Annotated in this window: 21 protein-coding genes; 15 read left to right on the top strand and 6 right to left on the bottom strand. The window is 46.3% G+C overall.

Annotation, left to right across the window (positions count from 1 at the left end; all coding sequences use genetic code 11):
- Positions 1-417: 417 nt before the first annotated feature.
- The 6 genes from ltaS1 (at position 418) to LNN34_RS12510 (ending at position 7,393) form a co-directional block, all read left to right on the top strand.
- On the top strand, positions 418-2,337 hold the full coding sequence (ltaS1, locus tag LNN34_RS12535) for a lipoteichoic acid synthase LtaS1 (protein ID WP_044163549.1): 1,920 nt from the start codon (positions 418-420) through the stop codon (positions 2,335-2,337).
- A 240-nt stretch (positions 2,338-2,577) separates the two neighbouring features.
- Positions 2,578-3,342, top strand: a complete 765-nt coding sequence (locus LNN34_RS12530) for a glucose-1-phosphate cytidylyltransferase (RefSeq protein ID WP_059293866.1) — start codon at positions 2,578-2,580, stop codon at positions 3,340-3,342.
- A gap of 6 nt (positions 3,343-3,348) precedes the next feature.
- The gene (locus tag LNN34_RS12525) at positions 3,349-4,317 is read left to right on the top strand and encodes a GDP-mannose 4,6-dehydratase (protein WP_024120527.1); all 969 of its coding nucleotides are present in this window, start codon (positions 3,349-3,351) and stop codon (positions 4,315-4,317) included.
- A 22-nt stretch (positions 4,318-4,339) separates the two neighbouring features.
- Positions 4,340-5,251 (top strand): putative nucleotide-diphospho-sugar transferase, encoded by a 912-nt coding sequence (locus LNN34_RS12520; RefSeq protein ID WP_059353410.1) that lies wholly within the window; start codon positions 4,340-4,342, stop codon positions 5,249-5,251.
- Positions 5,252-5,279: 28 nt separating this feature from the next.
- On the top strand, positions 5,280-6,443 hold the full coding sequence (locus LNN34_RS12515) for a glycosyltransferase family 2 protein (RefSeq protein WP_069487620.1): 1,164 nt from the start codon (positions 5,280-5,282) through the stop codon (positions 6,441-6,443).
- A gap of 14 nt (positions 6,444-6,457) precedes the next feature.
- Complete coding sequence (locus tag LNN34_RS12510; protein WP_101863636.1) at positions 6,458-7,393, top strand: putative nucleotide-diphospho-sugar transferase; 936 nt, start codon at positions 6,458-6,460, stop codon at positions 7,391-7,393.
- 30 nt (positions 7,394-7,423) lie between these two features.
- Here LNN34_RS12510 and LNN34_RS12505 read toward each other — a convergent pair whose 3' ends face one another.
- From LNN34_RS12505 to LNN34_RS12495, 3 genes are all read right to left on the bottom strand, one after another.
- On the bottom strand, positions 7,424-8,656 hold the full coding sequence (locus LNN34_RS12505) for an MFS transporter (protein WP_101863635.1): 1,233 nt from the start codon (positions 8,654-8,656) through the stop codon (positions 7,424-7,426).
- A gap of 121 nt (positions 8,657-8,777) precedes the next feature.
- Positions 8,778-9,488 (bottom strand): YjjG family noncanonical pyrimidine nucleotidase, encoded by a 711-nt coding sequence (locus LNN34_RS12500; protein WP_059336002.1) that lies wholly within the window; start codon positions 9,486-9,488, stop codon positions 8,778-8,780.
- A gap of 103 nt (positions 9,489-9,591) precedes the next feature.
- Entirely contained in the window at positions 9,592-10,977 is a 1,386-nt protein-coding gene (locus LNN34_RS12495) for an amino acid permease (RefSeq protein WP_101863634.1), read from the bottom strand.
- A 247-nt stretch (positions 10,978-11,224) separates the two neighbouring features.
- Here LNN34_RS12495 and yfmT point away from each other — a divergent pair, with 247 nt between their 5' ends.
- The 7 genes from yfmT to LNN34_RS12460 all read left to right on the top strand — a co-directional run bounded on the left by yfmT (position 11,225) and on the right by LNN34_RS12460 (position 18,596).
- Positions 11,225-12,682, top strand: a complete 1,458-nt coding sequence (gene yfmT, locus LNN34_RS12490; RefSeq protein WP_101863633.1) for a benzaldehyde dehydrogenase — start codon at positions 11,225-11,227, stop codon at positions 12,680-12,682.
- Between the two features lie 252 nt (positions 12,683-12,934).
- Complete coding sequence (locus LNN34_RS12485) at positions 12,935-13,555, top strand: methyl-accepting chemotaxis protein (RefSeq protein WP_369810965.1); 621 nt, start codon at positions 12,935-12,937, stop codon at positions 13,553-13,555.
- Positions 13,556-13,689: 134 nt separating this feature from the next.
- Positions 13,690-15,579 (top strand): ABC-F family ATP-binding cassette domain-containing protein, encoded by a 1,890-nt coding sequence (locus LNN34_RS12480; protein ID WP_044163569.1) that lies wholly within the window; start codon positions 13,690-13,692, stop codon positions 15,577-15,579.
- A gap of 123 nt (positions 15,580-15,702) precedes the next feature.
- Positions 15,703-16,149, top strand: coding sequence for a YfmQ family protein (locus LNN34_RS12475; RefSeq protein WP_069487616.1), 447 nt, complete (start codon positions 15,703-15,705; stop codon positions 16,147-16,149).
- Positions 16,150-16,273: 124 nt separating this feature from the next.
- Positions 16,274-16,696: a MerR family transcriptional regulator gene (locus LNN34_RS12470; RefSeq protein WP_024120538.1), complete on the top strand. Its 423-nt coding sequence runs from the start codon at positions 16,274-16,276 to the stop codon at positions 16,694-16,696.
- 65 nt (positions 16,697-16,761) lie between these two features.
- A complete protein-coding gene (locus LNN34_RS12465; RefSeq protein WP_059293859.1) occupies positions 16,762-17,952 on the top strand; it encodes an MFS transporter in 1,191 nt (396 codons plus the stop codon).
- Positions 17,953-18,359: 407 nt separating this feature from the next.
- A complete protein-coding gene (locus LNN34_RS12460) occupies positions 18,360-18,596 on the top strand; it encodes a hypothetical protein (protein ID WP_059293904.1) in 237 nt (78 codons plus the stop codon).
- Between the two features lie 37 nt (positions 18,597-18,633).
- Here the strand turns inward: LNN34_RS12460 and LNN34_RS12455 are convergent, their stop codons facing one another.
- On the bottom strand, positions 18,634-20,190 hold the full coding sequence (locus LNN34_RS12455) for an ABC-F family ATP-binding cassette domain-containing protein (RefSeq protein WP_044163577.1): 1,557 nt from the start codon (positions 20,188-20,190) through the stop codon (positions 18,634-18,636).
- A 172-nt stretch (positions 20,191-20,362) separates the two neighbouring features.
- On the opposite strand from LNN34_RS12455, the gene LNN34_RS12450 reads away from it, so the two are divergent.
- Together LNN34_RS12450 and LNN34_RS12445 are read left to right on the top strand one after the other, a co-directional pair.
- A complete protein-coding gene (locus tag LNN34_RS12450) occupies positions 20,363-21,496 on the top strand; it encodes a DEAD/DEAH box helicase (RefSeq protein WP_059353404.1) in 1,134 nt (377 codons plus the stop codon).
- 66 nt (positions 21,497-21,562) lie between these two features.
- Positions 21,563-22,009 (top strand): GNAT family N-acetyltransferase, encoded by a 447-nt coding sequence (locus LNN34_RS12445; RefSeq protein WP_229043546.1) that lies wholly within the window; start codon positions 21,563-21,565, stop codon positions 22,007-22,009.
- Positions 22,010-22,063: 54 nt separating this feature from the next.
- Here the strand turns inward: LNN34_RS12445 and LNN34_RS12440 are convergent, their stop codons facing one another.
- Complete coding sequence (locus LNN34_RS12440) at positions 22,064-23,083, bottom strand: NADP-dependent oxidoreductase (RefSeq protein ID WP_193660246.1); 1,020 nt, start codon at positions 23,081-23,083, stop codon at positions 22,064-22,066.
- 107 nt (positions 23,084-23,190) lie between these two features.
- Positions 23,191-23,988 carry a Fe(3+)-citrate ABC transporter ATP-binding protein YfmF gene (gene yfmF, locus LNN34_RS12435; RefSeq protein ID WP_229043545.1) on the bottom strand — a complete coding sequence of 266 codons (798 nt, stop codon included), beginning with the start codon at positions 23,986-23,988 and terminating at the stop codon, positions 23,191-23,193.
- Positions 23,989-23,994: the final 6 nt, after the last annotated feature.

The raw sequence follows: 23,994 nt of genomic DNA, 5'->3' as shown, positions 1-23,994 counted from the left end.
TTGTTATGTCCTTTTTAAAAAAATGTGATCTCGCTAAACGTCTGTGCATACAATAACCACAGTCCGCCTGATGGGCGGGCTGTCCTTAAGACCTATTTTTCGTTTTTGCTAGTTTATGTTATTCTTATACTCGGTATCTATTTCTTTTTTTCCAAAAGCGGGCATGACAAAAGAAACCTTTTTTATTTACGAGAAAAAAGTGAAACGAATTGAGGGCTTCTTTCGTCCAGTGTTTGGTTTGAAATAGGTGTAATAGAACTGGTATGGTGCAAAACGTAAATATCCCGGTTAGCGCGGTATATTTATTTGTTGTGTGATGCCTTGATTTTGTTTGGAAAGAAGGAATTGGAAGACAGGATAAAAAGAGAAGGTAAAAGTAAATAAAGACTTAAAGTGTTTAAGAAAGTAGAGGTTGCCATGAAGAAACTTTTTTCTTACAAACTTAGCTTTTTTGTGTTGGCTGTTATACTGTTTTGGGCAAAAACGTATTTATCCTACAAAACAGAGTTTAACCTTGGGGTAAAAGGCACAACCCAAGAAATCCTTTTGGTGTTTAACCCGTTCTCAAGCGCCGTCTTCTTTTTAGGACTGGCTTTGCTTGCGAAAGGGCGAAAATCGGCTATTATCATGCTGATTATTGATTTTGTGATGACGTTCATTTTATATGCAAATATTTTATTCTATCGTTTCTTTGATGATTTCTTAACGTTCCCGAACATTAAACAGTCCGGCAACGTCGGAAACATGGGAGACGGTATTTTCAGCATCATGGCCGGTCATGATATTTTCTATTTCTTAGATATTATCATCTTGATTGCGGTACTGATCTGGAGACCTGAATTCAAAGAATTCAAAATGAAAAAACGTTTTGCGTCTTTGGTGATTCTTTCCGGGGTCGCACTGTTTTTCATCAACCTGCATTTTGCGGAAAAAGACCGCCCGCAGCTGCTGACAAGAACGTTTGACCGCAATTATATCGTAAAATACTTAGGTCTTTACAATTACACCATTTATGACGGTGTGCAGACGGCTCAAACAGAAACGCAAAGAGCGTATGCAAGCAGCGATGATTTGACAAGTGTCGAGAATTACACGACGTCACATTACGCGAAGCCGAACGCTGAGTACTTTGGTTCTGCCAAAGGCAAAAACATCATTAAGATTCACCTGGAAAGCTTCCAGTCGTTCCTGATTGATTACAAGCTGAACGGTGAAGAAGTTACGCCATTCTTAAATAAACTGGCCCACGGCGGCGAAGACGTCACGTACTTCGATAACTTCTTCCATCAGACAGGTCAGGGTAAAACATCTGATGCCGAGCTGACAATGGATAACTCGATCTTCGGTCTTCCGGAAGGCTCCGCATTTGTAACAAAAGGCGAAAACACGTACCAGTCGCTTCCTGCGATTTTGGATCAGAAGGAAGGCTATACAAGCGCCGTCCTGCACGGTGACTACAAATCGTTCTGGAACCGCGATCAGATTTACAAACATATCGGCTATGACAAATTTTTCGACGCAAGCACGTATGACATGTCAGAAGAAAACATCATTAATATGGGGCTCAAGGATAAGCCGTTCTTTACAGAATCGATTCCAAAACTTGAATCTCTGAAAAAGCCGTTTTACGCGCATTTGATTACCTTGACAAACCATTATCCGTTTAACTTGGATGAAAAAGACGCGACGATTAAGAAAGCGACGACTGGCGATAATACAGTCGACAGCTACTTCCAGACTGCCCGTTACCTTGACGAGTCCCTTGAGCAATTCTTCAAGGAACTGAAGGATGCAGGTCTGTATGACAACTCAGTCATCATGATTTACGGTGACCACAATGGGATTTCTGAAAACCATAACCGCGCGATGAAAGAAATTCTCGGAAAAGAGATCACAGATTATCAAAACGCGCAAAACCAGCGTGTGCCTCTGATGATCCGCATTCCTGGCAAAAAAGGCGGAGTGAACCATACGTATGGCGGCGAAATTGACGTCATGCCGACACTTCTTCACTTGCAAGGTATTGATTCTGAGAAATATATCAACTTCGGTACCGATTTATTCTCTAAAGACCACGACGACACAGTGGCGTTTAGAAACGGCGACTTCGTAACGCCGAAGTACACATCTGTCGACAATATCATCTATGATACGAAGACAGGTAAAGAAGTAAAAGCGAATGAAGATACGAAGAACCTGAAAACGAGAGTGACACAGCAGCTGAAGCTTTCAGACAGTGTCCTTTACAAAGACTTGCTGAGATTCCATAAACTCAGTGACTTTAAAACTGTTGATCCTTCTGATTATCATTACGGCAAGGAACAAGATATCGAATAAGACAAAGAAGAGCCTTGAGCGGGCGCATTGCCGCGCTCAGGGCTCTTTTTTTGTGTGGTTACATAACCAAGTTGAAAAAATAGATTCTATTTGGTCACCAAGGCCGCCTCTCTCTCATATCATTACAGTAGATTTTGAAACCGGTATTGGAATCGGACAAATTATCGGGGAAATGCCTTGATAGATTGTAAGGAGGTACCAAGGTTTCGAACTCAATATTCATAGAGATGAGGGGTAGAGATGAAAGCGGTCATTCTCTGCGGCGGAAAAGGAACGAGAATGAGTGAGGTCACGAATGAACTTCCTAAACCGCTCGCCATGATAGGCGGAAAACCGATTCTATGGCATATTATGAAAATCTATCAGTACTACGGAGTGAACGAGTTTATTCTGCTTTTAGGCTACAAAGGAGAAAAAATCAAAGAATATTTTCTGAACTACGAATGGAAGCACAACAGCCTCACGCTCGACAGTTCTACAGGAGAGGTGCAGATGCTGGGACAGCCTGAAACGTGGAAAATCACATTTTTGGAGACAGGGGAAGACACGCTGACAGCCGGAAGAATCTTGCAGGCGAAGGACTACATCGGCGATGAAACGTTTATGCTCACCTATGGGGACGGGCTGGCCAATATCAATCTTTTTCATCTCATCAGCTATCATCAGACAAAGGGTGCTGCCGCGACTGTCACCGGCATTGATAAAGTCTCGCAGTTCGGCACCTTAACGGTTGAGGATGGCATAGCGAAAACATTTTCTGAAAAGACATCGAGTGACGGCATCATCAATGGCGGATTTTTCGTTCTCAATCCAAAGGTTTTCGATTATTTGCCGAAGGACGGAAACGCCATGTTCGAAGATGAACCGCTGAAGAACCTTGCGAAAGACGGTGAACTTGCCGTGTATCGCCATTACGGATTTTGGACGGCAATCGATACGTATAAAAATCTTTTGGAAGTCAACAAGCTGTGGGATCAAGGACAACATGTATGGAAGGTATGGTGAACTGATTTGAGTTTCTGGAAAAATAAAAACGTATTTGTCACGGGTTGTACAGGTCTTTTAGGAAGCTATTTGGTGAAAGAGCTGATCGAACAGGGCGCAAACGTGACGGGGCTTGTCAGAGATCATGTGCCTCAGTCCAATCTTTATCAGGGAGAACATGTGAAGAAAATGAACATCGTGCAGGGCGCTCTTGAAGATTTGCCCGTGATTGAACGCGCACTTGGCGAGTATGAAATCGACACGGTGTTTCACCTCGCTGCACAAGCGATTGTCGGCGTAGCGAACCGCAACCCGGTTTCCACTTTTGAAGCGAATATTCTCGGCACGTGGAATGTTCTTGAGGCCTGCCGGAAGCATCCGTTAATCAAGCGTGTCATTGTCGCGTCAAGCGATAAAGCATACGGTGATCAAGAAAACCTTCCGTACGATGAAGATATGCCGCTGCAAGGCAAGCATCCGTACGACGTATCGAAAAGCTGCGCGGATCTGATCAGCCATACGTATTTTCACACCTATGGCCTGCCGGTCTGTATTACGCGCTGCGGAAATCTGTACGGCGGCGGGGATTTGAACTTCAACCGCATCATTCCGCAGACGATTCAGCTTGTGCTAAACGGGGAAGCTCCCGAAATCCGCAGCGACGGCACCTTTGTCCGCGACTATTTCTATATTGAAGATGCCGTTCAGGCTTATCTGCTTCTGGCGGAGAAAATGGAGGAACACAACCTCGCCGGGGAAGCCTTTAACTTCAGCAATGAGATTCAGCTGACTGTGCTTGAGTTAGTCGAGAAAATATTAAAGAAAATGAACAGCAATCTAAAGCCGAAGGTGCTGAATCAGGGAAGCAATGAAATCAAGCACCAATATTTATCTGCGGAAAAAGCGAGAAAGCTGCTGAATTGGACACCTGCTTACACCATTGATGAAGGACTTGAAAAAACCATTGCGTGGTACACAGAATTCTTCAAAAAGTAACGCGAAATGAGGTGAACATACCGTGACGAGCGCCTATTGCACCGTTTTATCAAAAGGAAGATTATATCAGGCAGTCGCCTTATTTAAGTCTTTAGCGCAAGTCGATCAAGACAGCCCCATTTTTACGCTTTGTATGGATGATGACACGCACCGCGTATTGCAGAAATTGAATCTGAAGCAGCTGACACTTGTACCGGTGTCAGCGCTTGAAAATGAAACGCTCCTGAAGCTGAAGGATACACGGGATCAAAGCGAATACTGCTGGACGATGAAGCCGATCTTTCTGCAAGCTGTGCTGAACAGCAATCCCGAACTGGAACGGGTGACGTATATTGACGGAGATCTATTTTTCTACGCCGACCCGTCACCGATATTTGCGAACCAGCCGGACTGCTCGGTGCTTCTTTCCCGGGGCGATATTATCATCCCTTCCTTTGAGAGAGAGCAAATTGATATGCTGCAGCGTCTGTTAGGCAGATATAACTCGGGCTTTATCAGCTTTAAACATGATAAAGCAGGAACGGACTGTCTGGAGTGGTGGAAGGAGCGCTGTCTTGAGGAGTGTAAAAATGCGCCGGGTGAAGGGAAATTCGGGGATCAGGGCTATTTGGATTATATGTCTGAGCTGTTTCCGAATGTGTGTGACATTACGACACCAGGTGTGAACATTGGCCATTGGAATTACGGACAGCATACGTTTTCCTGGAAGGATGGCCGAATTGTGCTGGAAGATGGAAACCCGCTGATCTTCTATCATTTCAGCGGATATCGAATCGTCAGCATCAATGAAATCAAACAGATTCACGAAACAACACGCACAGACCTGCCGTTCGTGCATGAGCTGTACCAGCAGACCCTGCCGCATATCATTCAGCATATCAAAGCGCTTGACCCTGAATTTAACGGTTTTGCTTCAAAAGATGATAACAAATAAATGATTAAATACAGGAAGTGAAAATGAAGTGAAAGCAAGCGTTATTATTCCTGCATATAATTCAAAGGAGCGCCTCTATAACAGCCTTCTGTCTTTAAACCAGCAGGAGTGCGATGAAGAGTTTGAGGTCATCGTAGCGGATAATGGCTCTGAGGACGGGACGCTCTCGATGCTCAAATCGTTTCAAGCGGACTTTCCGCTGATTTTTGTACGGATTAAAGAAAACAGGGGCATTGCATACGGAAGAAATCAGGCGGTCCGCAATGCCAGAGGAGATATTCTGATATTTCATGACAGCGATATGCTTGCTGCCAAAGATCTTGTGGCAAAGCATATCAAAGCGCATGAAAACAAAGAAAATCTTGTTGTGTGCGGTTTATTTTGGAAAAGGATCTACAGCTATTATTATGAGCGCTTTGAAGATGAACATAAGAAGCAGCTCGCAAAGTTGTATGATGAAATGCCGAAAAAAGACAAACAAAAGCTTCTGGCGGAAGCGGATATCAAAAACGAAAGCTTTCTGGACCAAAGCTTTGACCTTGATACCGATTTTATTGACGTGCTGAAGCGGATACTGGATGAATACGGCGATGACTTAAAGGGCTACCATATGCCGTGGCGTTTTTTTATCACAAACAATTCATCAGTAAAACGAAAGCATGTGGCTGATCTCGGTTTGTTTGACGAAGGCATTGTGCGGTACGGGTTTGAGGATTATGATCTTGGGATCAGGCTCCATCAGGCCGGACTCACGTTCAGGCTGCACCGCGATATTGTCAGCGTTCATCAGGAGCACCCGAGCAATTGTCAGTCAGTAGACGATATCAGAGCAAACATTGCCTATATGTGCGACAAATATAACAACATTCAGTCATTAGACGTTCATCTTGCCTTTAACGGCCCATTCCCTCCGGACATGACCAACAGGATCATGGATGATATTCATAAGCTGCTGGACTCGAAGAAATACGACATGCTGCTGCATCTGTTTCTTGAGCTGCTCCATGTCGTGAAGGATCGCAATCTGGACCCGGATTGGCAGAAAAAAACACCGCGGGTGACTGCGAAAAGCTTTGATTTGCAAGCCGTTCAAAAGCTTCTGCCAAAAGCGAAGAAGAAGCTTGGCGTAAACGATTTTGCCAATGCGCTGTATGCGCTTGTCAATGATATACTGCACGTGGATCTTAGATAAATGGATGTGGTATGGTGAGTCAATTTCATTTTTCAACAATAGTGTCAAGGACGCACATCTTTAAACTGATGCCTATGATTCATTCCCTCCATGAGCATTGCGATGATTTTCATTTATATGTGCTGTGTGTCGATCAGAAGGCATATGAATTGCTACAGCACGTGCCATGGGAGCATGTCACCTTTGTGCAGCTTCATGAAATGGAAGATCCGGAGCTATTGGAAGCGAAAAGCAACAGAACGTTCCATGAGTATTGCTGGACACTGAAGCCCGCATTTTTGTTCCATGTCATGAGCCAGTGGGATGACGCCGAATATTATGCCCATATGGATACCGATCTATTTTTCTTTTCTGATCCAGCGCGTATTTTTGCCGAAAATCCGGCGGCTTCACTGTATTTGACCGATCACCGCAACTCGCCGCGGTTCATGTCTTATTATGAGCGGACCGGGCGTTTTAACACAGGCTTTGTCGGCGCCCGGAATACGGAAGAAGCCTATCAAGCGGTGTGGCAGTGGAGACAGGATTGCATTGAATATTGCACGGTGGAAATGAATACGAAAAGAAAGACGTACGGCGATCAAAGGTATGTGGAGAAGTGGCCGGCGCAGTATCAGGGTGTGCATGTTGTCAAATCAACCGGAGCCAATACGGCGCTTTGGAATATAGAAAACTATCAGGTGACTCAAAAGGACGGCCGCGTTTATCTAGATGAAACGCCGCTGATTTTCTATCATTTCTCCGGATTCACATTGGTGACGGAGAACGAATTTAATCTTTGCTGGTATTACCGCATTGAAGACGAAGCGACAATTGAAATGATTTATATGCCGTATGTGTTAAACCTGAAAAGATGGATTGACGAAATACAGGCGGCATTTCCGGACTTTGCGGACGGTTTTATCCCGAAGCACGCGGTGCCGGACACTCATTTTATTCAGCTTGATTAAAAAACCCCTGCCAGGCGGCAGGGGTTTTTTTCAGCTATGCCATTCTCTCAGTTTCTGATCACTCGGCAAAAGAAACGCGAGGATGCCAAGAATCGGGAGAAACGAAATGGCAATCATGGTCGGGGTCAGTCCCGCAGCATCAATGAGAGCGCCAAGCGCCACAGCGCCGATTGCTCCCATACCGAAGGCGAGGCCGACGGTTAAACCGGACATCGTGCCGATCTTTCCGGGGACAAGCTCCTGTGCATACACAACTGTTACGGAAAAGCTCGACATGAGAACCAAGCCGATCAAAGCGAGTACCCCATAGGCCAGAACCGGGCCGGCAAATGGAAGCAGAATCGCCAGCGGCGCTGAGCACAGCAGCGAGCCGAGAATGACAACTCGTTTTCCGAAACGGTCTGCGAGCGGGCCGCCGAGAAAGGTTCCGACAGCGCCAAACAGCAAAAAGACGAAAATATAGCTCTGAGCCTGCTGAATGCTTACGTGATATGTATCCATCGCGTAAAACGTGTAAAAGTTGCCGATCGCACTCGTATACCAAGAACGCGCGAAAATCAAAAAGATAATAATAATAAGAGCGGTTATAACGGACTTGGTGACAGACGAGTTTTGTTCAGCGGCTTTCTTTTGGGTGCCCTGCTTCTGTGCAAGACTGCCGAGCCGAGCGGCGTACCATTTTGCAATATAAAGCAGAAACATAACGGCGAGCGCGGCTACAAGTGTAAACCAGACAGCACCGAATTGTCCGAGCGGGACAAGGATCAGCGCGGTAATCAGGGGCGCCATCGCTTGGCCTGAGTTTCCTCCGACCTGATAAATGGACTGGGCAAGCCCGCGTTTTGCGCCGGCGGCCATATAAGCCACACGGGAGCCTTCCGGATGAAAAATAGCGGAGCCTAATCCGATGAAAAACACACAGCACAAGATCGTCACAAATGACGGGGCAAATGCAAGGCCCAATATGCCGAGCATGCTGGCAGTCAGCCCGATCGGCAGGGCGTACGGCCGCGGCCGTTTATCCGTATACCAGCCGACGACAGGCTGCATGACGGATGACACCATGTTTAACGTAAAAGCGATGATGCCAAGCTGTGTGAACGTCAAACTCATGGAGCGTTCCAAAATCGGGAACATGGCCGGAATCACAGCCTGAAGCGAATCGTTGAGCATGTGGCAGATTCCGATGATAAACAAAATCGGATACACGGTAGTGCCGGGTTTTTGAACAGGTTTTTCCTTCAGCGGGGCGGCAATAGCCAAATGATTCTCCTCCTAACATATATCACCAATGCATACCACCATATTATTCATAAGGTGAAGGATTTATCAAGAGGAAAAAAGACGCCTTTTGGAAAGAAGCAGCACCCGCAGCCAAAAAACATTAACAGTTGATGATTGGTTTTTCGATTTTCAGAATTTGATATAGCTCTTCAAGCTTACGGATATGATACGTCGGCACAACCTCTGTTTCAGTGAGATTCATGCCAGAATTAAGCCAGCAAGTATCAATTCCGGCGAGCTGTCCGCCTTTGATATCCGCTGTCAGCGAATCGCCGATGATTAAGGTGTGCTCCGCTGAAAAATGGGGAATTCGTTCAAACACATAGTCGAAGTACTCTTTCATCGGCTTTTGAAAACCTGTGTCTTCAGAAACGAAAATGTCCTTGAAGAACGGAAATAATCCTGAATCTCTGAGACGCTTATACTGAGTTCTGGAAACGCCGTTTGTCACGATATACAAATCAAAATGCTGTTCCAGTTTTGTGATGAGATCAAAAGCCCCGTCCATAAGCTGGTGCCCTTCTTCAAGAAAACGGCGATATTTCTGGTCCAGCAGCACTTCGTCTGCTTCATAGCCATATTCCTTGAACAAAGCGGAAAAGCGGGTGGTCATCACTTCATCGCGAGTCATGTTTCCGCCTTCAAAGGCTCTCCATAGGCCTTGATTAATTGTTTGATAACGGGATTCCATTTCATCGGTAAGCGGAATGTTCTGATCTTCAAACAGCAGGCGCAGCGCTGATTTTTCTGCCGCTGTAAAATCCAAAATGGTATTATCTACATCAAATAATAAAGTGCGGTATGGTTTCAAGGCTGGTCTTCCTTTCTGTATGTATACTCAAAGTATAGCACACGCAAAAAAGAAAAAAGCCGGCGAATTGGACGTTTGAAATGTCCGCACCGACGGCTTACAATTATTTGTTTAATAAGCTCTGTTTTTTTGCATAAAGGAAATAAACGATTGTTCCGACGGCGATCCAGATGACAAATGAAAGCCATGTGATGCCTGGAAGGCTGTACATAAACCAAAGGCATATTCCAGCGCTGATGATTGGCACAACCGGAACGAACGGCACCCTGAAGGAGGCTTTGATTTCCGGGTGTTTCTTTCTTAACACAATCACAGCGATCGAAATGACAGTAAATGCCGCAAGCGTTCCCATGTTCACAAGGTGCGCAAGTGTGCCGAGATTAATAAATCCTGCGATTCCCGCCGCGACGATTCCTGTCAGCCATGTGTTGCGGAACGGCGTTTTGAATGACGGATGAATCTTTGCGAACAATCCCGGCAAAAGACCGTCTCTGCTCATGGCAAAGGTTAAACGGACCTGGGCATACAGCAATGCGAGCATCACTGTTGTGATTCCGATGATAGCGCCGACAGAAATAATTCCCGCAACCGCATCCTGGCCGACGAATTTAAGCGCAAAGGACACCGGATCACCGACATTTAATTTGGCATAAGGCATCATACCTGTCAAAACAAGCGATACCGTGATGTACAAAATGGTGCAGACGGCCAGAGCTGAAATGATGCCGATCGGCATATTTTTTTGCGGATGCTTCACTTCTTCTGAAGCGTTGGAAACTGCGTCAAATCCGAGATACGCGAAGAAAACCGTTGCCGCGCTGACAATGACGCCTTTCATTCCAAACGGCATAAAAGGAGTCCAGTTATCCGGTTTGACATAACCGAAGCCGACAATAATGAACAATAAAATAATTCCGATTTTCATCAGCACGATCACGTTGTTGAAGCGTGTACTTTCTTTGACACCTCTGCTGACAATTGCAGTGATGAGGAGAATAATAACCGCAGCCGGAAGGTTAAACACGGCGCCCGGCGAGCTTCCCGGAGCTCCTGTCAGCGCAGCCGGAATATGAAAGTTAAAGCCGGCGAGCAGCGATTGAAAGTATGAAGACCAGCCCGTGGCAACCGCCGACAGCGCAATGACATATTCAAGCATGAGATCCCATCCGATTAAAAAGGCGAGCAGCTCTCCAAGTGTGATATAGGAGTATGAGTACACGCTTCCTGAAATCGGAATCGAAGACGAAAACTCAGCATAACAGAAGGCGGCAAGCGCACAGGCGAGACCCGCTAAAATGAACGATAAGATCAGGGCAGGACCGGCACCGGTCGCGGCCACAGTTCCTGTAATAACGAAAATCCCAGTGCCGATGACACACCCGATACCGAGAAGTGTTAAATCAAATGCGCTTAAAGTACGGGCGAGGCTTTTTGACTGGCTCTGCGCATTTAATGTTTCAAGCGGTTTTTTTCTAAATAATGAACTCATAAAAAGTTCCTCCTGGAAAATTCAAAATATTCTAATCATTATATACATTTCTCGTTGTATTATATTGTCGAAATTTGACGCCGTCAATCATATATTTTTCTGCTTTAAACGATAGAAGCTAAAAAGCGTTGTCGTATCATAATATAGTAATTTTTACAAACGGGATATTGAATTTTGCTGATGGTGAACCGATAGAAATGATAGATTGGCCATATTTTGATTTGCTGTTAAAAAGGAGATGCTGACCATGTTTCAATATGAAGAATTAAACAAACAATTTATTGGCGGAAAATGGCAGGAGGGCAGCAGCCCAAATGTATTGGAAAACAAAAATCCTTATACTCATAAAACAATCACATCCTTTCAAAAAGCGACTGCTGATGATGTAGATGAAGCGTACCGGGCAGCGGCTTTGGCAAAGAAAAAATGGGATGCGGTCAACCCATTCGAAAAAAGAGCAATCTTAGAAAAAGCCGTTACGTATATTGAAGAGAATGAAGAAGCCATCATTTATTTGATTATGGAAGAGCTGGGCGGCACAAGGCTGAAAGCCGCTTTTGAAATCGGACTCGTGAAAAATATCATGAAAGAAGCGGCGACGTTCCCTGTCCGCATGGAAGGGAAAATTCTTCCTTCTACAATAGACGGCAAGGAAAACAGATTATATCGCGTGCCGGCAGGTGTTGTCGGTGTCATCAGTCCTTTTAACTTCCCATTCTTTTTATCTATGAAATCAGTAGCGCCGGCACTCGGAGCAGGCAATGGCGTCGTGTTGAAGCCGCACGAAGAAACACCGATTTGCGGCGGTACGCTGATTGCGAAGATTTTTGAAAGCGCGGGCGTTCCGAAAGGACTGCTGAATGTTGTTGTCACTGACATTGCAGAAATCGGTGACAGCTTTGTCGAACATCCGGTGCCGCGGATCATCTCATTTACAGGATCTACGAAAGTGGGGAGCTACATCGGCCAGCTCGCGATGAAGCACTTTAAAAAGCCGCTTCTTGAGCTTGGCGGAAACAGCGCCTTTATCGTGCTTGAAGATGCTGATATCGAATATGCAGTCAATGCGGCAGTGTTCAGCAGATTTACCCATCAAGGCCAGATTTGTATGTCAGCCAATCGCGTACTGGTTCACTCATCAATTTATGATCAATTCCTTGAGCTGTATCAGGCAAAAGTGGAATCGCTGAAAGTTGGCGACCCGATGGACCCTGATACGATTATCGGGCCTTTAATCAACAGCAGGCAGACTGACGGGTTAATGAAATCTGTTGAGAAAGCGATTGAAGAAGGGGCTGTTCCAGTGAAGCTTGGCGGATTTAACGGGACGATCGTGGAGCCGACCATCTTAAAAGACGTAAAACCGTTTATGAGCATTGCCAAGGAAGAGCTGTTCGGGCCAGTCGTCTCCTTCATGAAGTTTGATTCAGAAGACGAAGCGGTGGATATCGCGAATGATACCCCATTTGGCTTAAGCGGAGCCGTACATACCTCAAATCTTGAACGCGGCGTGGCTTTTGCGAAACGGATTGAAACGGGCATGATCCATGTTAATGACACGACGATTAATGATGAACCGAATGTGGCCTTCGGCGGTGAAAAGCAATCTGGCCTCGGCCGATTAAATGGCGAATGGAGCCTTGAAGAATTTACGACGCTGAAATGGATTTCGGTTCAGCACGAAAAACGAAGCTTCCCTTACTAATAAAAGGAGTGATTGGAATTGAGCATAAGAACGGAAAATGAAACAGCAGATCTTCTAGACGCATTTGTGAAAGTAGCCCCTTATTTAAACAGCCTGGTTCAGGATGATATTACAATCGGCATTTATGATACGGAGAAATTGCTGGTAAATATTCCGGCAAAAACCTTTTCCCTTAACGTAAAAGCCGGAGATCCGCTGCAAGAAGGAGATATCATCACAGACGCGATTCGCAGCAATCAGAAAAAAACGAGCATGGTGCCGAAGGAGTTGTTCGGCTTTCCATTAATCGCACGCGCCATCCCGCTTCATGACCAGAACGGAAGAGTGATTGGGGGAGTGGGCCTCGGCACGAGTCTTGAGGAGTCCTCTAAGCTTCATGATGTAGCGGAAAGCTTATCGGCAGTTGTTGAACAAACGGCTGCGGCCATTTCCGATATTTCTGAATCAATTAACGGTTTCTCATCGCAAATGTCGGGCATTTCCTCACAAGCGAAAAAGGTAAGCGAAAGCGCGGGAGAAATCGCTGATATTTCAGTAACCGTGAAAGGCATTTCTGATCAGAGCAATCTGCTCGGTTTAAATGCTGCGATTGAAGCCGCACGGGCAGGGGAGTCCGGAAAAGGATTTTCTGTCGTAGCGGATGAAATCAGAAAGCTTGCGACGCATTCGAAAGAAAATGTCGGCCAGATCGATCAGATCACGAAAAAAATCCACAGCCTGTTAAAAGGGCTAGAAGAATCGATTGAATCGATTAATCAGCATACTGACGGACAAGCTGCTGCTGTTGAACAGATTTCCGCCACGATGCAGGAGATCTCAGGCAGTGCGCAGCATCTCGCTAAAATGGCAGAGAAAGCGCTTGAAGAAGAGTAAGAGACTGGGGACAGAGTCCCCGGTCTTTTTTTCTGTCCGGTATTTCCATGAAATTTGTCTGCTCTTTTACTAGTTTTATTCCAGCGGCTGATTTAAAATGTACACATGAACTTACGTGAGGATTGATAGGAACCATGAGCATACTAAAAGCGGAGAACCTTTACAAAACATACGGAGATAAGACGTTATTTGACCATATCTCCTTTCATATTGAAGAGAATGAGAGAATCGGATTAATCGGGCCGAACGGCACCGGAAAATCAACGCTGCTGAAAGTGATTGCCGGCTTGGAATCTGTTGAAGAAGGAGACATCGCCAAATCCGGCAGCGTGCATGTTGAATTTCTTCATCAGGACCCGCAGCTGCCTGCTGGACAAACTGTACTGGAGCATATTTATTCCGGTGAATCGGCTGTCATGAGAACGCTCCGTGAATATGAAAAGGCGCTCTATGAACTGGGAGAAGACCCGGAAGATGAAAAACGCCAGAAACACCTGCTGGCTGCGCAGGCGAAAATGGATGCAAACAATGCGTGGGATGCGAATACCTTGGCGAAAACGGTGTTATCGAAGCTGGGAGTAACTGACGTAACAAAGCCTGTCAACGAGCTGTCAGGCGGACAGAAAAAACGGGTGGCGATTGCGAAAAACTTAATCCAGCCCGCCGACCTCCTGATCTTAGACGAGCCGACGAACCATTTGGATAATGAAACGATTGAATGGCTTGAAGGGTATTTGGCGCAATATCCAGGCGCCGTCATGCTGGTGACGCACGACAGGTACTTCTTAAACCGCGTGACAAACCGCATTTATGAGCTTGAACGGGGCAGTCTCTATACCTACAAAGGCAACTATGAAGTCTTTTTGGAAAAGCGCGCGGAACGGGAAGCGCAGGCCGAGCAAAAAGAAACGAAGCGGCAAAATCTGCTGCGCCGTGAACTGGCCTGGCTAAGACGCGGAGCGAAAGCACGCTCCACAAAACAAAAGGCGAGAATCGGCAGGGTAGAATCGCTTAAGGAGCAGAAAGGCCCTCAGTCAGCCGGCTCGCTCGACTTTGCGATCGGCTCCCATCGTCTTGGAAAGCAAGTAATCGAAGCGGAGAACGTGATGATCGCTTATGGAGGAAACGTGCTTGTCGATCGATTCAATGAACTGGTTATACCTGGTGAACGAATCGGGATCATCGGGCCGAACGGCATTGGAAAAACAACACTGTTAAACAGCCTTGCCGGACGAATCACTCCTGACGGCGGGCATATTACGATCGGCCAAACAGTAAGAATCGGCTACTATACCCAGGATCACAGTGAAATGAACGGTGAGCTGAAGGTGATTGAATACATTAAGGAAACAGCGGAAGTCGTGAAAACAGAGGACGGCGATATCGTCACCGCTGAACAAATGCTTGAGCGCTTCCTCTTCCCGCGCTCCATGCAGCAAACCTATATCCGCAAGCTGTCCGGCGGAGAAAAGCGGCGCTTATACTTGCTTCAGGTTCTGATGCAGGAGCCGAATGTGCTGTTTCTCGATGAGCCGACGAACGACTTGGATACAGAAACGTTAAGCGTGCTTGAGGATTATATTGAACAGTTCCCCGGCGTTGTCATCACCGTATCCCATGACCGCTACTTCCTTGACCGCGTCGTAGACCGTTTGATTGTATTTGAAGGGAATGGCGTGATTTCACGGTTCCAGGGCTCCTACAGCGACTATATGGAGCAGGCCAAAGCGAAAAAAACGGCTGAAAAACCCGCAGCTGAAATCAAACCGGCTGAAGCGGAACCGAAGAAAAAACGGAAAAAGCTTTCTTACAAAGATCAGCTTGAATGGGACGGCATTGAAGATAAAATTGCCGAGCTTGAAGAAAAGCATGAACAGCTTGAAGCGGATATCGCCGCGGCGGGCAGTGATTTCGGGAAAATTCAAGAGCTGATGGCCGAGCAGGCAAAAACAGCGGAAGAGCTTGAGACAGCGATGGATCGCTGGACGGAATTGTCCCTCATGATAGAAGAGCTGGAAAGCTAGAAAAGTGCGGCCGCAGCAGGCCGCACTTTTTTTCACATAATGTACAAAAACGAAACGGCCAGCTTATGATAGGATGGAATTGTGTGTCAGCGGCACACGGAAAACTAACGGAGATGATGAAGTATGACATGGGCTATCGTGATGTTAATCCTCATGAGTCTGGTGAAAATCGTATTAACCTGCCTGCCAACAGGCGTCATAGAATGGCTGCTCAGCAAATTTGAGGTGCACGCCAAGCTGAACGACGAAGATGCTGTTCTCTCTCTAGATGGAAAATGGCTCGAGGGTGAAGAGAAAAGGCACATGATCGATCAATTTAACGAAGCTGTCTTTCTGGAGAAATATTATATTTACCCAGGCGACGAAGAGCGTTATTTATACCCCGAAAACGGCGGAACACCGCTCGTGATAGATACGAAAAAAGGCAAAAAAGATGTAAAGCTGTTTGTGTACAGCTACGATGACCATATCGATGTCGTGAAACAGTACAAGAAGAAGGTTATCGCGTATCGACTGCTTTCTGAAAGTATGCAAAAGCAGTCTTTGTCAGTGACAGGGAGCTTAGCTTAAAATAGGATAATGAAAGACGGGTGCTTTATGTACTCGTCTTTTTTATTACATTTCAAAACTTAACGTTTACGTTAAGGTGCAAAAGGTGTATAATAATAACAGAAAAGGCGAAGGGGGATTTACCATGGAATGGATGAAGATTGATCAAGTTGCCAAAAGAAGCGGGCTGACAAAGCGGACCATTCGGTTTTATGAAGAAATCGGCTTGATTCCAGCGCCGAAACGGACGGAAGGCGGCGTTAGACTTTATTCAGAGGATGATATGGAAGAGCTTGAGAAAGTGATCAGCACAAAGGAAGTGCTTGGCTTTTCCCTTCAGGAGCTTCAGCATTTCATGGAAACCAGCCGCCAGCTTGAGTTAAACAAAGAGGGGTATTTGTTGTCACTGGATCCAAAGGAACGGAAAGAGAAGCTGGAGGAAATTCAGGAAACGCTGAATCACCAGCTGGATTTGATTGATGAAAAAATCCGCACATTCCAAAGCTTTAAGGAACGTCTGCACGGGATGAAAGACAAAGCGGAGCATGCCATTCAATCAATCGAATAAAACGTTTGCTAAACGCTATTTTTGTAGCGTTTCTTTTAATGGAATAAAGATGGAGGTCAGATCAAATGGATAATTCAAAACAAGTGAATCAGAAGACAGGTTTGCTGAATCAGCCGAAAGCTGTATGGGCTGTCGCGTTTGCCTGTGTGATTTCCTTTATGGGAATCGGGCTGGTCGATCCTATTCTTCCGGCGATTGCCGCACAATTACATGCTTCACCTAGTGAAGTATCACTCTTATTTACAAGTTATTTGCTCGTTACCGGATTTATGATGTTTTTCTCAGGAGCCATTTCCAGCAGGATCGGCGCAAAATGGACGTTAATTCTCGGACTTATTTTTATTATTGTCTTTGCAGCGCTTGGCGGAAGTTCAAGCTCAATTGCTCAGCTTGTCGGCTATCGCGGCGGCTGGGGACTAGGTAATGCTTTATTTATTTCAACAGCGCTTGCGGTCATTGTCGGCGTGTCTGTCGGCGGCAGCGCCCAAGCGATTATTTTGTATGAGGCGGCGCTCGGACTCGGGATTTCCGTCGGACCGCTTGCAGGCGGAGAGCTTGGAAGCATCTCATGGCGTGCGCCGTTCTTCGGAGTATCTGTCCTGATGTTTATTGCGTTAATCGCCATTTCCTTGATGCTGCCGAAATTGCCTAAACCGGCGAAGCGCGTTGGGGTATTTGACGCCATGAAGGCACTCAAATATAAAGGCCTTTTGACAATGGCGGTATCGGCTTTCTTATACAACTTTGGATTTTTTATTTTGCTCGCTTATTCTCCGTTCGTTCTGGATTTAGATGAACACGGCCTTGGATATGTTTTCTTTGGCTGGGGACTTCTGCTGGCGATTACGTCAGTCTTTACGGCGCCGATCGTGCACAAAGCGCTGGGCACAGTGCGTTCCTTGGTTGTTCTCTTTATCGCCTTTGCGGTCATTCTGATCATTATGGGCATCTGGACAGAGCATCAGGCGTTGATTATTACATGTATCGTTGTGGCCGGTGCTGTCCTTGGTATGGTCAACACGATCATGACAACAGCTGTCATGGGGGCTGCGCCTGTTGAACGTTCAATCGCGTCTTCAGCCTACAGCTCAGTCCGCTTCATCGGCGGCGCGCTCGCTCCGTGGATTGCGGGAATGCTGTCAGAACACTTTACCGCAAGCACACCATATACAGTAGGCGGTATCGTCGTTTTTGTCGGCATGCTTGTCCTTCTCATGGGTCGTAAACATCTTGCCGGAATCAAGGCAGGGCATTAATAACGAAAGACACTGCTAAGGTGCAGTGTCTTTTTTTATTTGCTTAACCTTCCCATCATAATGGTATGATCGTATTTCCCGTCAGATAGCCATTTATCATATTTTTAACCCCTTCTATTATGAAGTGAAATGGCATGCAAGGATATGTTTTGCAATCGGTTATAATCTAATCATAATTAAATCGACGCGAGAAAGGGCATCCTGATGACACAATTTTACTATTTAGCTGCTAAAACGCCTTTAGAAACCGGTTTTTTCAGTCAGCCCTCGGCTACTCCTGGAAAGGGCATCCGCTCCGGTCAGGTATTGACGCGGCGGGCATTGATCTTGAGGAAGCTGAGAATGTGTCTGTGCATTTACGGTTGCCTTATCAAATAATAGTTCATGCTGAAGAGGGATCATTTTCCATGCATAAGGCAAAGCCTGACGCATATGACCTGAAGTGTTTACACATGCTTTATCAATACATACACAGCGTTATGAAAAACAGCTTTTCGGTTGAATGGTTCACCGCATGGGCTGATGAGGAAGACCTTGAACTGTCTGCCAAAAGAGAGCTGACACTTGATGAATTCACCTCGCCATTGCAGCTCATTTTAAAAGACAGAGAGCTTTTGAGAATCGTTCAGAAAAAATGGCAGTAAAAAACCCGCCCTTCACCAGGCGGGTTTTTTCGTAACATTAAAGCACTTTCGTCGTCCAAGACTCGCAGTTCCATGTTTCTGTCGCGATGTCCATATAGAAATCAGGCTCGTGAGAAATAAGAAGAATGGAGCCTTTGTATTCTTTGAGGGCGCGCTTGAGCTCTTCCTTGGCGTCGACATCCAAGTGGTTTGTCGGCTCATCGAGCACCAGCAGGTTGGTTTCCGAATTGATCAGCTTGCATAATCTGACCTTCGCTTTTTCGCCTCCGCTTAATACGGAGACGCGGCTTTCGATATGTTTTGTCGTCAGTCCGCATTTTGCCAGAGCGGCGCGGATTTCATACTGTGTATATGAAGGGAATTCGCTCCAAACTTCCTCAATACACGTATTGTTGTTTGTTTCCTTGACCTCTTGCTCGAAATAGCCGGTAAAGAGGTGCTCGCCTCGTTCAACAGAGCCTTCGAGCGGCTGGATTTCGCCAAGCAGGCTTTTCAGCAATGTCGTTTTCCCGATCCCGTTTGCGCCGTAAAGGGCGATTTTTTGCCCGCGCTCCATGCGGAGGTTCAGCGGACGTGAGAGCGGGGAATCGTAACCGATCACGAGATCCTTCGTTTCGAAAACCAGCTTTCCTGATGTTCGGGCCGGCTTGAAGTGGAATTCAGGCTTCGGTTTTTCCGCCGCCAGCTCGATCATATCCATCTTGTCGAGTTTCTTTTGGCGGGACATCGCCATGTTTCGCGTGCTGACGCGGGCTTTGTTGCGGGCAACGAAATCCTTCAGCTCCGCGACTTCCTGCTGCTGTTTTTTGTAGGCCGCTTCAAGCTGCTGTTTCTTCACCTCGTAGACTTCCATAAACTGATGGTAGTCGCCGACATAGCGTGTCAGCTCCTGATTTTCTACATGATAAATCAGATTGATGACACTGTTTAAGAACGGAATGTCATGGGAAATCAAGATGAACGCATTCTCGTACTCCTGCAGGTAGCGTTTCAGCCATTCGATATGCTGCTCATCAAGGTAGTTGGTCGGCTCATCGAGAAGCAGGATTTCCGGTTTTTCCAGAAGCAGCTTGGCGAGAAGCACTTTTGTGCGCTGACCCCCGCTCAAATCAGTAACGTCACGGTCAAGTCCGATATCACTCAAGCCGAGTCCGCGTGCAATTTCTTCCACTTTAGAATCAATCACATAAAAATCATTGTTCGTCAGCGCGTCTTGAATCACACCGACGTCTTCAAGAAGCTTTTCAAGCTCGTCAGGATCTGCTTCGCCCATTTTGTTATAAATCTCATTCATTTCTTCTTCCATTGCAAATAAATAATGGAAAGCGTCTTTCAGCACATCACGGATGGATTTTCCTTTTTCAAGCACGGTATGCTGATCCAGATAGCCGACACGGACGTTTTTTGACCATTCGACTTTTCCCTCATCAGGCTCAAGCTTTCCGGTAATAATATTCATGAAGGTCGATTTTCCTTCACCGTTCGCGCCGATCAGACCGACGTGCTCGCCTTTTAAAAGACGGAAAGATACATTATTAAAAATGGCCCGGTCACCGAAGCCGTGGCTTAAGTCCTTTACAGATAAAATACTCATGTTTACACCTCTATCGTTTATCGAACACGCTGTATGGCGTGTATTTCTCACCTTTTGATTATAAAGGAGGAAGACGATTGTTGAAAGGCATAGGAAAGAAAAAGAAAAATTGCGTTCTGCGCGCTGTTTTGAGATACTATGGAATAGATTTTAGGAATCGAGGAGAACAAAAATGACGCAAACTTGGCCATTTTTACATAATGCACAATCATTTATCAAAGAAAATTGGAACGCTTCAGGCTTTGAAAAGCCGACTCCTGTGCAGGAGCAGGCGGCCCAACTCACCATGGAAGGTAAGGATGTCATCGCAGAATCGCCGACAGGAACAGGTAAGACGCTTGCCTACGCACTGCCGGTATTGGAGCGCATCAAACCTGATCAGAAGCATCCGCAGGCGGTGATTTTAGCACCTTCACGTGAGCTGGTGATGCAGATTTTTCAGGTGATTCAGGACTGGAAAATGGGATCAGAATTACGGGCAGTTTCCTTAATCGGCGGAGCGAATGTGAAAAAGCAGGTCGAAAAGCTGAAAAAGAATCATCCGCATATTATCGTCGGGACGCCGGGCAGGGTGTTTGAGCTGATTCAAGCGAAAAAACTCAAGATGCATGAAGTGAAAACGATCGTACTTGATGAAACCGATCAGCTTGTCCTGCCGGAGCATCGTGAAACAATCAAGCAAATCATTAAAACGACATTAAGAGACCGCCAGCTTCTTTGTTTTTCAGCCACACTGAAGAAAGAAACAGAAGACGTGCTCCGCGACATGACGAAAGAGCCCGAGGTTTTGAAGGTAGAACGCAGCAAAGCGGAAGCGGGAAAAGTGAAGCATCAATACATCATCTGTGACCAGCGCGACAAAGTGAAGCTGCTGCAAAAGCTTTCAAGACTTCATGGCATGCAGGCGCTTGTGTTTGTGAGAGATATCGGTAACCTTAGTGTGTACGCGGAAAAGCTGGCGTACCATCATGTCGACCTTGGCATCCTTCACAGTGAGGCGAAAAAGATGGAGCGGGCGAAGATCATTAAAGCGTTTGAGCAGGGCGAGTTTCCGCTGCTTTTGGCAACTGACATTGCCGCGCGCGGTTTGGATATTGAAAACCTGCCGTATGTGATCCACGCCGATATTCCTGATGAAGACAGCTATGTTCACAGATCAGGGCGAACAGGACGGGCTGGAAAAGAAGGGAACGTACTGAGTCTTGTCACACGTATGGAAGAATCAAAGCTGAAGAAAATGGCGAAGAAACTTGGCGTGGAGCTGAGTGAAGCTGTTTATTCAGGCGGTAACCTGAATACGAAATAAAAGGAAGGGCGGAATCGCCCTTCCTTTTTGCTGTAAAATAACAGAAAATAGGAGCGGGGTGAGGAGATGGCTTCGATAGACCGTTTTCGTTTTTTGAAGGAGTCTGAGCTGAACATTATTGAAAAGTGGTTTGAGAAAGAGAATGTCAGGGAGAGAATGGATGGAATGCTGCCATTACATCAGTGGTACGCCCGAGTGATTAATGATGAAAGCAATGCTGTCATGATGGCATATGACCAACAGCTGCCGGCAGGAATGGCCGTCATTGAGTTCGTAGAGGATAAGGCGTATATTGGATTGATCGTAAATCCTCAGCAGCATCTTCAAGGTTATGGGAAAACGATATTACGTAAATTAATTGATGATCCCAATTTTGCGAGGGTAAGTGAATGGGCTGCCTGCATTGAAGAAGACAATCAAGTCAGTTTATCCTGTTTTAAAGCAGCCGGGTTTACGTCGGCAGAAACAGAACCTGATGAAGATGGATTTTTTACTTTGACTCTTCGTCATTGACGTATTCTCAAAAATAAAAGGAGGGCGGAAAGCCCTCCTTTTATTGGTATATTTTCAGCTTGGATCACTGACTTTGATCAGCTGTTTACCTTTATTTTCTCCTTTAAATAAGCCAAGAAATGCATCGGGAATGTTTTCGAAGCCTTCAGTAATCGTTTCCTCATAATGAAGCTTTCCGTCGCTCAGCCATTCCGCCAGCTGTTTTGCGCCTTCAGGAAAACGGTCGGCGTAGTCGCTTACGATAAATCCTTGCATCAGCGCCTTCGTTTTGATCAGCTTGGATTGGACGCGAGGGCCCATGTCGTCCGCTTCGTTTTCCGCGTTATAGGAAGAAATGGCGCCGCACACAGGGATACGGGCAAACTCATTGAGAAGGTTCATGACCGCATCTGAAATCGGCCCGCCGACATTGTCAAAATACACATCGACACCGTTCGGACAAGCGTCAGCAAGCGCTTGTTGAATATCATCTGCAGTTTTGTAATTAATCGCTTCGTCAAATTGCAGTTCATTCTTTAAGTAGTCAATTTTGTCATCAGAGCCTGCGATACCGACGACGTGTGCTCCCTTAATTTTGGCGATCTGTCCGACAGCGGAACCGACAGCCCCTGCAGCTCCGGAGACAACCACGGTTTCGCCTTCTTTCGGGCGGCCGATGTCCAGCAGGCCGAAATATGCCGTCAAACCGGTCATTCCTAAAATGCCGAGATACGCTGAAGCAGGGGCGAGACTTGTATCAATTTTTCGCACGGCGGCCTCGCTGACAGCGGAATATTCCTGCCAGTTCAGGTTTCCGATTACGATTTCTCCTTGTTTCAGCTTATCTCCGTCTGACACAACTTCAGCAATGACACCGCCTGACAGCGCTTCGTCTAAGGCAAATGGCTCTACGTATGACTTCGTGTCTTGCATTCGTCCGCGCATGTAAGGATCGACTGACACATAGAGTGTTTTGACAAGCACCTCACCTTGCTTCGGCTCAGGAACGGGGATTGTTTCAAAGCGGAAATCTTCGTGAACGGGCACCCCTTGCGGACGTCTTGCTAATTGAATCTGCTGTTGAGCTGTTGTCATATTCATCCTCCTATCATTTGATTGACACCAATGTAACACGGACAAGTGATGAAATACAAAAAGTAAGCCGCATAAAAAAAGGAGAGGCAGATTCCTCTCCTTTTTCATCACGTCCGTAATTTTGGGCATAGTCCCATCGGCAGGCACATCGGCTTCTGGTCGATCGGGCTTCTCATGATGCAGCATTCCAAGCCGAAGACTTCCCGGAAAAACGGCTGGGTAAAGACGTTTTCCGGCGTTCCGGCATTGTAGATTTTTCCGTCCAGGACGCTGATCAGATAGTCAGCATATTGAGCGGCTTGGTTTAAGTCGTGAAGCACCATGACAACTGTGCGTCCATGATCCCGGTTCAGCTTTTTCAGCAGCTCCAGCACCTCAATTTGGTGAGAAATGTCCAAGTAAGTGGTCGGTTCATCGAGCAAAAGCAAATCAGTGCCTTGTGCAAGCGCCATGGAAATCCAGGCTCTTTGTCTTTGACCGCCTGAAAGGGCATCAAGTGTCCGATCCTTCAGCTCATTCATTCCGGTTGCGTCAAGCGCCCACTCTACCATATCGTGATCCTCTTGCGTATGCTTGGATAACAGTTTTTTATGAGGATGTCTGCCGAAATAGCATAGTTCCTGTACCGTCAATCCTTCAGGCGCCTGAGGAGACTGAGGAAGAATCGCCAGCTTTTTAGCCACTTCTTTGGACGGCTGGCGATGAATATCTTTTCCTTCTAATAGGACCGTGCCGCTTTTTGGTGCCATCAGCCTGGCAAGCGATTTGAGGATTGTTGATTTTCCGCAGCCGTTGGCGCCGATGAGCACAGTGATTTTTCCTTCTTCAATCTTTAAATCGACTCCGTCAATAATCACTGTGCTGTCATATGAAAGAGTGAGCTGGTCTGCAGCCAGTTTTCCCATGGTATC

It is taken from the genome of Bacillus sp. AF23, assembly GCF_020861455.1.
Classification (GTDB): Bacteria; Bacillota; Bacilli; order Bacillales; family Bacillaceae; genus Bacillus; species Bacillus halotolerans.
Note: the sequence above shows the minus strand (reverse complement) of the source record. Positions and strands in the feature narration are given on the sequence as shown.